General features: G+C 63.4%; 9 protein-coding genes. All 9 read left to right on the top strand.

Going from position 1 to position 12,128, the window contains the following annotated elements; translation table 11 throughout:
- The first annotated feature begins 6 nt into the window (after positions 1–6).
- A complete protein-coding gene (locus ACL2XQ_RS16265; protein WP_413739438.1) occupies positions 7–2,058 on the top strand; it encodes a hydantoinase/oxoprolinase family protein in 2,052 nt (683 codons plus the stop codon).
- Between the two features lie 2 nt (positions 2,059–2,060).
- On the top strand, positions 2,061–4,028 hold the full coding sequence (locus ACL2XQ_RS16270; RefSeq protein WP_413739439.1) for a hydantoinase B/oxoprolinase family protein: 1,968 nt from the start codon (positions 2,061–2,063) through the stop codon (positions 4,026–4,028).
- Positions 4,029–4,068: 40 nt separating this feature from the next.
- Entirely contained in the window at positions 4,069–5,613 is a 1,545-nt protein-coding gene (locus tag ACL2XQ_RS16275; protein WP_413732490.1) for an ABC transporter substrate-binding protein, read from the top strand.
- 14 nt (positions 5,614–5,627) lie between these two features.
- Positions 5,628–6,548, top strand: a complete 921-nt coding sequence (locus ACL2XQ_RS16280; RefSeq protein ID WP_413728081.1) for an ABC transporter permease — start codon at positions 5,628–5,630, stop codon at positions 6,546–6,548.
- Entirely contained in the window at positions 6,545–7,420 is an 876-nt protein-coding gene (locus ACL2XQ_RS16285; RefSeq protein ID WP_413728080.1) for an ABC transporter permease, read from the top strand. Before ACL2XQ_RS16280 ends, ACL2XQ_RS16285 begins: the two co-directional genes overlap by 4 nt.
- A 4-nt stretch (positions 7,421–7,424) precedes the next feature.
- The gene (locus ACL2XQ_RS16290; RefSeq protein ID WP_410014490.1) at positions 7,425–8,447 is read left to right on the top strand and encodes an ABC transporter ATP-binding protein; all 1,023 of its coding nucleotides are present in this window, start codon (positions 7,425–7,427) and stop codon (positions 8,445–8,447) included.
- Positions 8,444–9,376: an ABC transporter ATP-binding protein gene (locus ACL2XQ_RS16295; protein WP_413739440.1), complete on the top strand. Its 933-nt coding sequence runs from the start codon at positions 8,444–8,446 to the stop codon at positions 9,374–9,376. The genes ACL2XQ_RS16290 and ACL2XQ_RS16295 overlap by 4 nt, the downstream gene beginning before the upstream one ends.
- A gap of 132 nt (positions 9,377–9,508) precedes the next feature.
- On the top strand, positions 9,509–10,462 hold the full coding sequence (locus ACL2XQ_RS16300; RefSeq protein WP_413728078.1) for a hypothetical protein: 954 nt from the start codon (positions 9,509–9,511) through the stop codon (positions 10,460–10,462).
- Between the two features lie 101 nt (positions 10,463–10,563).
- Entirely contained in the window at positions 10,564–12,096 is a 1,533-nt protein-coding gene (gene hutH, locus ACL2XQ_RS16305) for a histidine ammonia-lyase (RefSeq protein WP_413739441.1), read from the top strand.
- Positions 12,097–12,128: the final 32 nt, after the last annotated feature.

A 12,128-nucleotide genomic window follows, 5' to 3' on the forward strand; every position in this document is an offset into this window, starting at 1 on the left:
AATCGCATGATAAGAGTGGGAGTTGATATCGGCGGCACGTTCACCGACTTTGTCGTCTGGCGCAGCGACGCGCGGCAGGCGCCGTTATATTGTTTTAAAGTGCCCTCCACTCCGCCCCATTTTGCCGAGGGTTTTAAACAGGGCTTCGAGCGGTTATTGTCGGCATTGGCCGTGGGGCCGGAAGAACCGGTGGTGGTCATGCACGGCACCACTGTGAGCACCAACGCCGTGATCGAGCGTTCACAGCCGCCGGTCGCCCTGTTCGTCACCCAGGGATTTCGCGATATCCTGGAACTGCAGCGCCTGCGTCTGCTCGATCCCACCAATCTGCGCGGCACGCGCGGCCTGTCGTTGATCGAGCGTCACCAGGTTTTTGAAATACGCGAACGCATGGCGGCTGACGGCGGCGTTATCGACGCGCTGTCGGCGGAATCGGTGGCCGGCGCGGTGGCGCAGGTGGTGGCCGCCGGGCTCGACAGCATCGCCGTCGCCTATATCAACAGCTATCAGGATCCCCGCCATGAGCGGGAAACGCGCGCATTGATCCGGCGGCTCGCGCCGTCCCTGGATGTCTGCCTGTCCAGCGAGGTGTGGCCGCGCCCCGGCGAATACGAGCGGGCGGTCAATGCGTTGCTTAATGTCTATGTTAAGCCCCGGATGTCCTCATACCTGGGGCAGATTGAACACTACCTGACCAGCCGTCTGCGCCACGTCCAGCTGTTTATCACCCGCTCCAACGGCGGGGCCATGTCCGCGCGCGAGGCGCGCCATTTCCCGGTGCATACGCTCCTGTCAGGCCCCGCTTCCGGGGTAACGGCGGCGCAGCTGATTACCCGCGCGGCGCCGGAGCAGCATTTTCTGACAATGGATATGGGCGGCACCAGCACCGATATTTCCCTGATCCGCGCCGGCATGCCGACGGTGGTGGAGCAAACCGAGGTCGGCGAGTTCCCTCTGACCATGCCGGTTACCGGCATCGAGGCGATAGGCGCCGGCGGCGGTTCCATCGGCCGTTTCGACGGGCCGGTGTTCCGCGTCGGCCCCAAAAGCGCCGGCGCCTGGCCCGGCCCCGCCTGTTTTGCGCGCGGCGGCGCCGAGCCTACCGTGACCGACGCCTACTTATTATGCGGTTATCTGGACGCCGCCACTTTTCTCGGCGGCGAGATGCCCCTGGACACCGCTGCGGCCCGCGCCGCCTTCGCTCCCCTGGCCGCGCGCATGGCCGCGACGGAGACGGACGCGGCCGGCGCCGCCATCGCCATCGCCACCTCCAATATGGTCGCCAGCGTATTGCCTTATCTGGCCCGCCACGGTGTCGATCCGCAGGACGTGACCCTGGTGGCGTTCGGCGGCAACGGCGCCATCCACGGTCCGCTGCTGGCGGCGGAAATCGGCATCCCACGGGTTATCGTGCCCAACAATCCGTCGGTATTCTGCGCCGTGGGCGGCGTGGTCGCCGAACTGACCCATGACACCATCGCCATCGTACAGCAGGGCGCGATGGATACGGCGCGCTTGCAACAGACCTTTGCCGGGCTGGCGGACGCGGCCAGGGCCTGGCTGGCGCGGCAGACCGACCCCGGCAACGTGGTCGCGATCGCCCTGGAGTACTGGGCGGATATGCGCTATCGCGGCCAGTCGTTCCAGATCCCGGTGCGCATTGAGGCGGCCGCCCCAGACGGCATCAGCACCACGCTCGCCGTCGCCGCGTTTCACGCGGAGCATTTACGCTTGCATACCCATGCCGATACGGAGGCGTCCGTTGAATTTATCGAACTGCGGGTGCGGGTGCGCGGCGCGCTGGCCGCGCCGGAAGGCAATGCGGCGACGCGGCCGGCGGGCGGCGGCCGACCCCGCCCCCGCGGCTTCCGGCGGCTGCATATCGGCGCGGCGTTGCTGGAGGATTGCCCGGTTTATGACCGCACCGTATTGGGAGTGGATGCCCAGGTACCGGGGCCGTGCATTATCAGCCAGAGCGACGCCACCGTGCTGGTCCCGCCCTTTTTTACCGCCAGGGTGCATGCCGGCGGCGACATTATCCTGACGCAGGAGCATTGATTGTGGATCCCATCCAAACGGTCATCATGAATAATCGCTTTAACGCCATTGTCGAAGAAGCCTCCGTCACCCTGTATCGCACCGCCCATACCACCTTCGTCAAACTGGTACAGGATTTTCAATGCGGGCTGGCCACGCCGGCGGGCGAAATGTTCGCCTATCCCAGCCACAACGGCGTTAACGCCTTCATTGGCCTGCCGATAGCCGGCGGCCTGCACGGCATCGGCGTAGAACATCTTGAGCCGGGGGATTGCATTATCACCAACGACCCTTTCAGTACCGACGGAATGGTGACGCATATCATGGATGTTTCGATGGTGCGGCCGGTCTTTGTCGGCAACGAGCTGGTGGCCCTGGCCTGGTCGTTCGTGCATGCCTCCGATATCGGCGGCGCGGTGCCGGGCAGTATTTCGCCGGCGTTTACCGAGGTGTTCCAGGAAGGCCTGCGCGTCAGGCCGACCAAACTCTACAAACGTGGACAGCTCGATACCGCCATCCGCAATATCTTTATCGATAACAGCCGCATCGCCGATGAGCTGTGGGGCGACTTCCAGGCCATGATATCGGCGCTGGCCAGTATGGATAAGCGGCTGAATCAACTGTGCCAGCGCTATGGCGTGGCGGCGGTGCGCGCGGGCATGGAAGCGTCCATGGCCCTGGCCGATGCCAAGGCCCGCCAGGTTATACGCCGCATCCCCGACGGGGATTATCCCTTCGCCGATTATGTCGAAGGCATGAGCGAAGGAGATTTTATCCATATCCACGCCGTGATGCGCGTGCGCGACGAGCGCATCGTATTCGACTTCAGCGGCACCGACCCGCAGGTGGCGGCGGCCTTTAACTACGTCACCGGCGCGCGCGCCCACCCCTATACCCTGCAGGCGTTTATCTATTATATCCTGACCCGGGAGCCGGAAGCGCCGCGTAACGCGGGCCTGCTGCGCGCCCTTGAGGTCATCGCCCCGCGCGGCACGGTGATGAACGCCGAATTTCCGGCGGCCGGCGGTTCGCGGGTCACCACCAGCACCCGCGTTTACGACGTCATCCTGGGCTGTCTGAACGCCGCCCTGGCCGACGGTCTCACGGCGGCGGGTCCCGGCATGTCGGGAGTGATCGTGGTTTCCGCCAAAGATCCCCATGGCGAGGGCAATCGCGTCAGCGTGATCAATCCCTTGTGCGGCGGCGGCGGCGGACGTTTCGGCCTCGACGGCACCGACGGGGTGGACTCACGCTCCGGTTATCTGCGCACGGTGCCCGCCGAAACCATCGAGGCCGAAACGGTGATGCGGGTGAAACGGTATGGCCTGGTGACCGACAGCCAGGCGCCCGGCCGCTGGCAGAGCGGCGCCGCCATTGCCATGGAGCTGGAAAATACGGGTCCCGAGGCGGTGATGACGGTGCGCGGCATGAATCGTTTCTATTTTCAGTCCTGGGGCGCGCGGGGTGGGCAATGCGGCCATTTGGGATCCGTATTGCTCAATCCCGGCACCGATGATGAGCGCAATCTGGGCAAGATTGATGTCCTGAAGATGCAACGCCACGACGTGGTGCGCCTGACCTCGCCCTCGGGCGGCGGCTTTGGCGACCCTTTTCTGCGCGATCCGGGCCAGGTTGCCCGCGATGTGCGGCGCGGCCTGGTGTCCGTCTACAACGCCCGGGCCAGTTACGGCGTGGCGGTGGACGACAGCGGCCGGCTCGACCCCGATGCCACCGCGCGGCTGCGCGCCGGGCACAGCAGCGTCGCGCACGGCCTGTTTACGCTTGGGAGCGCGCGCGATCGCCTGGATCGGGTCTGGCCGCGCGAAATCCGGGCGGCGCTGGCCATGAGCCTGATGCGTGAGGAGCGCCGCCTGCGCCAGCCGCTGCGCCTGGCGGTCATTAAACGCCTGACGGCGGAAAACCGGCCGGTCAGCCTGACGATGATGGCCGCGGTTATCGCGGAAGAATTGCAGTACCTCAGGATGCACTGATTTTCCCCATCGCTCCGTTCTCTCATACTGGAGATCAACCATGTGTCATGTTCTCAGGCTTGCCTTGTCAGGCAAAGCGCGCCAATTACGACTGCTGGGCTGCGCCGCGTTATTATCCGTTGCCGGCGGCCTGCCGGCGGTCGCGCTGGCGGATACCGTCAATATTGCCTTTTCCGCCGCGGTGACGACGCTTGATCCGCAGCAGGCCACCGTGGTGCAGACGGATTTAAGCGTCATCAGCCATATCTACTCGCCGCTGGTGATACGCAATCCCGACCTCGGCATTACCGGCGTCGTGGCGCAATCATGGCAGGCTATCGACGACAACACCTGGGACTTCAAGCTGCGCCCGGGCATTACCTTTGCCAACGGCAAGCCGCTGGATGCCGCGGTGGTAAAGTGGAATTTCGATCATTTACTCGATCCCGCGCATAAAACCCGCGTCAAGGAATGGTATAGCCTGATCGATCATGTCGACGTCGTGGCGCCCGACGAGGTGAAAATCATTACGCGCATGCCCTTCCCCGGGCTGGTGGCGCAGCTGAGCATGCTGTTCATGATGGAGCCGTCTTGGACCGCGACGCACGATCCCAGCCGCGAGGCCATGGGCAGCGGCCCGTATCAGCTGGCGGAATACGTGCCGGGCGAACGGGTGGTGCTGACGCCCAACCCCACGTATTTCGGCACCCAGGTTTTCGGCACGCCGGCGCCGCATGACAAAGTCGTGCTGCGTATGATAAGCGAACCGGCGGTACGGGTGTCGGCGTTGCTGGCCGGCGAGCTGGATCTGGCGCTGGATATTCCGCCCACGGATATCGCGCGCATCAACAGCAGCGGCATCGCCCATGCCGGCTGGGGCGAAAGCAGCCGCGCGATGATCATTAAAATGAATAACCTCAAGCCGCCCTTCGCCAACAACCTCAAGCTGCGCCAGGCGATGAACTACGCCATCGATCGCCAGGGCATTATCGACGCCATTTATAACGGTCACGGCGCCATCAGCAAAGGCCAGCTGCTGTCGCCCATGTATTTCGGCTACAACGATAAACTGCAGCCCTACCCCTACGATCCGGACAAGGCGCGCCAGCTTATCGCCGAGTCGGGATTGCCGCAGCCCATTTCCTTTGAACTGCAGGTGCCGCTGGGACGTTATCTGTTAAGCCAGGAAATCGGCCAGGTGATCGCCGCCCAGCTGCAGGAAGTGGGTTTGAACGTCAGCATCAAGGAAATGGAATACGCCAACTGGTCCAACGCCTATACCCGCGGCGATATGGGGCAGGCAGCGTTTTTAGGCCAGGCCTGGCCGACCCTGGACGCCGACGGCCTATTGGGTCTGTATCTGCCCACCGACCCCGGCGCTTACTGGAAGGATGACGTTTTTGCCGGCCTGGTGATGAAAGGCCGCTCAACGGTTGATAAGCAAAAACGCGCCGCCTGGTACCAGCAGGCAACCGAACGGATGCGTGAACAGGCGCCGCTGGTGTTTTTATTTAACCAGCCGCTGACCTATGCCACATCGAAGCGATTCACCTGGCAAACGCGCGGCGACGACTGGGTGCGGGTTTTCGATTTAGTGGCGAAATAAACAGGCGGTGGCGCGTGGCGAAATATATTCTGTCCCGACTGCTGGAAGCCCTGGCGGCGGTATTCGGCCTGGTGACCCTTATTTTCCTGGTGTCGCGTTTACTGGGGGATCCGGTTTCTTTATTGCTTCCCCAGGGCGCCAGCGCCGCCGACCTGCAGGCCCTGCGCGAGCAGCTCGGCCTGCAGCGTCCCTTGCTGGAGCAATATCTGCGTTTTCTCGGCCATGCGCTGGCCGGCGATTTCGGCCAATCCTTTTTTTACCAGCATTCGGCGCTGGGGATTGTGCTGGAACGGATGCCGGCCACGCTGCTGCTGGCGGCGCTTTCCGCGGTGACCGGCATTCTGGCGGGCTGCCTGGCCGGTTTGATTGCCGCGCTTTACCGTAACTCGGTATGGGAGTTCCTGGTGCTGACCTTAGCGATGCTCGGACAGGCCACGCCGGCGTTCTGGCTGGCGATTATGCTGATCCTGGTGTTCTGCGTCGATCTTGGCTGGCTGCCCACCGGCGGCACCGGCAGCCCGCTGCATTTGATTTTACCCACCGCCGTGATGTCTATTTTCGTCGCCGCCAATATCACCCGCCTGTTCCGTTCCAGCCTGCTCGACGTCATGAGCGAGGATTATATCCGCACGGCGCACGCCAAGGGCCTGCCCCCGCGGGTGATCATGACCTGGCATATGGCGCGTAACGCCATGCTGCCGGTGGTCACCATGAGCGGGCTATTGGTGGGCGAAATGCTCGGCGGCTCGGTGGTGGTCGAAACCATTTTTTCCTGGCCGGGGGTCGGCAGGCTGATTGTCGAGGCGGTGGCGAACCGTGATTTTCCCGTGATCCAGGCGGGAGTCATGGTGGTGTCATGCCTGTTCCTGCTGGTCAGCCTGGGGGTGGATTTGCTCTATAGCCTGCTGGACCCGCGCGTGAGGCAAACGCGATGAGCCGCATGAACGTGATGCGCGCCGTGGGACGGCGTATTGGATCGAGCGCCATCGGCGCTGTCGGCTGGCTTATCATGGCGTTATTGCTGCTGGGCGTATTGGCCACCTTCGTGATCCCCCTGCCCAGCCCGGTACACGGCAATCTGGCCCTGCGGCTGGCGCCGCCCACGTACCGCTTTTTTGCGCCGGACGCCCATCCGCTGGGCACCGATCAGTTGGGCCGGGATATGTTGAGCCGGCTGCTGTACGGCAGCAGGGTCTCGATAATGGTGGGGTTTAACGCGGTGTTGATTGGCGGCCTCGTCGGCGTGGCGGTGGGGATGATTTCGGGGTACGCCGGCGGCCTCATCGATCGCCTGCTGATGCGTATTGTCGATATGCAGCTCTCGATACCGCTGATTCTGCTGGCGCTGATCATTATCGCCGCCACCGGTCCCAGCCTGGGCAACCTGATTATCGTCCTGGCCCTGACCAGTTGGATCCGTTATGCCCGCATGGTGCGCGGGCAGGTGCTGGCCCTGCGGCAGAGGGAATTCGTCCTGTCGGCGGTGGCCGTCGGCGCCCGGCCCTGGCATATCCTGCGCTATTACATTTTGCCGAATATCCTGACGCCCATTCTGGTGATCGCCACTCTGGAGTTTTCGCGCGTGATTCTCCTGGAGGCCAGCCTGAGTTTCCTCGGGCTGGGCGTGCAGCCGCCCTGGCCGAGCTGGGGCCGGATGCTGGCGGAGGGGCGCGCGTATATCGCCACCGCCTGGTGGGTCACCACCTTTCCGGGACTGGCGATAGTCGTGACGGTGATGGGCGCCAACTTTACCGGCGACTGGCTGCGCGATTATTTCGATCCCAAACTGAAGTCCGCCGGGGAGTAGCGCCATGCAGCCTTTGCTCGACGTGCGTAATTTAACCGTGGCTGTTCCGGCCGGACGCGGCGCGCCGCCGGTCAGGATTATCGACGATATCAGCTATAGCCTGGAGGATAACCAGACGCTGGGCATCGTCGGCGAAAGCGGCAGCGGCAAGAGCATGCAGGCGCTGGCGATGCTGGGATTATTGCCGCCGCGCAGCCGCGCCCTGGTCCACGGCGAGGTCATGTTCCAGGGGCACAACCTGCTGAGCCTGTCGGATAAAGCGCTGCGCGCCATCCGCGGCGCGCAGATCGGCATGATTTTCCAGGAGCCGATGACCTCGCTTAATCCGGTGCTGACCATTGGCCGGCAACTGGCGGAACCCCTGGTGCATCACCTGGGGATGAGCCATGCCAAGGCGCGCCGGCGCGCCGTCGACCTGCTCGGCCTGGTGGGCATCGCCGACCCCGCGCGGCGCGTCAGGCAGTATCCCTTTCAGTTTTCCGGCGGCATGCGCCAGCGGGTCATGATCGCCATGGCGATTGCCTGCAAACCCAAACTGCTGATTGGCGATGAGCCGACCACCGCCCTGGACGTGACTATCCAGGCGCAGATTATTGCGCTTATCCGCGATCTGCGCGACGAAATGAAGATGTCCATCATTTGGATTACCCATGACATGGGCGTGGTGGCCGCGATGGCGGACAGCATGCAGGTGCTGTATGCCGGCAAGATCATGGAGACGGGACCGGTGGAACGGGTGTTCAGCCAACCCCACAGCGCCTATACCTGGTCGCTGTTGCAATCGATCCCCGGCCGGGGACAGCGTCCCCGGCAACCGCTGTTCCAGATTGCCGGCCAGCCGGTGGATCCGGCGCGGCGACCGCCCGGCGACCCTTTTGCGCCGCGCAATCCGTTCGCCACCGCGCGGTGTTTTCTTGACGCGCCGCCGCTGCGTCCCGTCTCGCCCGATGAACCGCGCCATCGGGTGGCGGCCTGGTACGATTTGCCCCGCTGCCTGGCGGATCTTGATAAGGATAACGCGACATGAACGGCATGCCCCCGAGCGCCCCGCCGCTGCTGCAGGTGGAAGGATTATGCAAAGACTATCCCGCCGGCGCGTCTTTACTGGGCGCGCGCGCCGTGCTCAGGGCGGTTGACGGCGTCAGCTTTACCCTGGCGCGGGGGGAAACCCTCGGGCTGGTGGGCGAGTCCGGCTCGGGCAAAAGCACGGTGGCGCGCTGCGTGATGCAGCTGGAACGGCCGACCGGCGGCCAGGTATTGCTTAACGGCCGCGACCTGGTCGGTATGAGCCAGTCCGCGCTGCGGCCATTGCGCAAGGTGATGCAGATTATTTTCCAGGATCCCTATTCTTCCCTCAATCCACGGATGACGGTCGGCCGTTTTGTCGCGGATCCCATAGTGATCCATGAGGGCAAAATACCCCGTGAGGCGCTTATGCAGCGCGTGCGGGCCCTGTTTGCCAAAGTCGGCCTGGACGCCCGTCATCTCGGCCGCTATCCCCATGAATTTTCCGGCGGCCAGCGCCAGCGCGTCTGCATTGCACGGGCGCTGGCCATGTCGCCGCAGTTGATCGTGGCCGATGAGCCGATAACCGCCCTGGACGTCTCCATCCAGGCCCAAATCATAAACCTGCTGCAACAGCTGCAGGATGAACAGGGGCTGGCGTATCTGTTTATTTCGCACGACCTGGGCATGGTGCGCCATATCTGCCATCGGGTGGCCGTCATGCTGCGCGGTCTGATCGTGGAAACCGGCCCCGCCGAGGCCATTTTTCACGATGCCCGCCACCCTTATACCCAGGCGCTGCTGAGCGCCACCCTGGAAGCCGACCCCGCGCGGGAACGGAGTAAAGCGCGTCTGTTTTTCGACGCCGGCCAGCTTGACGGCAGGGCTCCCGGTTTTATGAAAGAGGTGACCCCGGGCCACTTTGTCAGGGAGTATGGCCACGGCCGCTGAAGAAAAGCCTCGTGCTTATTATTAATTGTATATACATAAATATTAATTGTATATACAATAAACCTGTCCGCGCCGCCGCGCCATAAGGGCCGCCAGCGCACGTTTTAGCGAAAACCATGACAGGAGAACGTAATGAGCTATACCAGCCTGGGGGATGTGATCGATCACGTTCGCAGCCAAACCGCGGCCATGGCCCGCGAGGAGCCCGCGGAGATTTACGCCTTTCGCACCGGAACCCTGGAGAACCAGGCGGGCAGCTACGGCCAGTATTTCGGTACCTGGGATATCGCGGCCGGTATGATGCGCGATTATTCCATGTATACCTATTATCCCTTGCTGCAAATCATTGAAAACCCGGATATCACGCTGCCGCAGTTCTGCTTTATCCTCGACAGTTTCGATCACCCGTACAGCAACTACCTGCGCTACAGCGGATTCCCGCAGCTGGGCAAACTGGCGCTGTCCCTGCGCGAATGGCTGCCGCGGGCGACATCGCGCCAGCAGGCGATAGAGGCGATCCGGGCGTTTTGCATCTATACCGATACGTTTGCCGCCTGGTCGTTCCATTATTTCCCGTGGGGACTGGGCAAGCAGTTTACCTACGCCAACCCCGAGGTGGCCGCGCCCGCCATTGCCGATGCATCCCGGCGAGTGCATATCAAGCCGGGCCGCAAGATCCGCCTGACCTGGCAACCGCTGGATATTACCGTGGATGCCTATCTGGCGGTCCATGAAAATCCGGAGTTATGCCAGGACCTGATGGCGGCCCTGCCTTTTACCGTCCTGCAAGATCACGCCGTGGTCACCGGCGAATCCATGTACGCCTGGTGCCCGCTGGTATCCACCGCGCCGATACAGGTGCGCGAGCGGATCTGCGACGCGCCCAAAGGGCGGCTGCGTTTTTCCCAATCCACCGGCCAGAAATTTATCGTGCAGTACGGACCGACCACCGAGGATCTGGCCCAACCGGTATTGGGAGAGGTCATTCCCGAGCATGCCGATCGCCTGGATAAGGTCGGCGCCGAGGTATGGAAAAGCACCTTTGACACCAAAACCCCCATCTGGCTGACCGTCGAGCTGGTCTGAGCAAGGGCCGACAGGGCGGCTTGCGCCGGCGTTTGCCGGCTGACCAGGCCGCCGCGCTTTGGCCGCGGCGCGGTTGATGTTTTTATTGGCAGGAAAAAACCATGACGATTATATTAAAACCCGGCGCCGTCACGCTGGCTGAACTTGAGTGTATTTACCGGACCGACGAGCCCGTACGGCTGGATCCCGCGATGGAGCCGGCCATTCGCAAGAGCGCGGCGCGCGTAGCGGAAATCGTGCAGGGCGAAGCGGCGGTCTACGGCATCAATACCGGCTTTGGCAAATTGGCCTCGGTGCGTATCCACGCCGACGATGTGGTAACGCTGCAGCGCAACCTGATTTTGTCGCACTGCTGCGGCGTGGGCGACGCGCTGGCCAAACCGGTGGTGCGTCTGATCATGGCGCTGAAACTGATTTCGCTGGGCCGGGGCGCCTCGGGCGTGCGTTATGAGGTTATCGGCCTGATTGAAGCCCTGCTGGCCCACGATATCATGCCCGTGATCCCAAGCCAGGGATCGGTTGGCGCGTCCGGGGATCTGGCGCCGCTGGCGCATATGGTGGCCGCCATGATGGGCGAAGGCGACGCGGAGCTGCGCGGTCAGCGCATGCCGGCGGCGCAGGCGCTGGAGCAGGCGGGCCTGCGGCCTATCATCCTGGCGGCCAAAGAAGGACTGGCCTTGATCAACGGCACCCAAGCGTCCACCGCGCTGGCGTTGAAAGGGCTGTTCGGGGCGCACCGGGCGCTACAGTCGGCGCTGATTTCCGGCGCGCTGGTCACCGATGCGGTCATGGGCTCCACCGCGCCGTTCCATGACGAGATTCACCAGCTGCGCGGCCATCCCGGTCAGATTGATACGGCGCGGGCCCTCAATTGGCTGCTGCGCGGGTCGGAAATCCGCTTAAGCCATCTGGCAAACGACGAGCGGGTGCAGGATCCTTATTGTATCCGCTGCCAGCCGCAGGTGGCCGGCGCGGCCCTGGACCTGATCCGCCAGGTCGCCGTCACGCTCGCGCGCGAAGCGAACGCCGTTACCGACAACCCGCTGCTGTTATCCGATAACAGCGTGGTGTCCGGCGGTAATTTCCACGCGGAGCCGGTGGCTTTCGCCGCCGATATCCTGGCGCTGGCCATTTCCGAGATAGGCGCTATCGCCCAGCGGCGCATCGCCCTGCTGGTCGACCCGGCCATGAGCTTTGGGTTGCCCGCCTTTCTGGTGGCCGCGCCCGGACTGAACTCCGGCATGATGATAGCCGAGGTCACCTCCGCCGCCCTGATGAGCGAAAACAAGCAGATGACGCATCCGGCATCGGTAGACTCCACCCCGACGTCAGCCAATCAGGAAGATCATGTTTCCATGGCCTGCCACGGCGCCATGCGGCTGGGCAGGATGCTGGATAATCTGTACGCCATCCTCGGCATTGAGGTGATGGCCGCCGTACAGGGCCTTGAATTCAGGCTGCCGCTGCGGACCAGCGCGCCATTGGCGATGGCGGCGCGCCGCGTCAGGGAGCAGATTGCGCCGTTGACGGTGGATCGGTATATGGCCGGCGATATCGCCGCCGCGGCGCAGCTGGTGGCCTCCGGCGCGTTGATTGACAGCGTGGGGGACCAGGGGATACTGCCGCCGCTGTGATCCTGCGGCCGTACCGTCATCCCGGCGCTGGG

This window comes from Sodalis sp. RH14 (assembly GCF_047324285.1).
Lineage (GTDB): Bacteria > Pseudomonadota > Gammaproteobacteria > Enterobacterales > Enterobacteriaceae > Acerihabitans.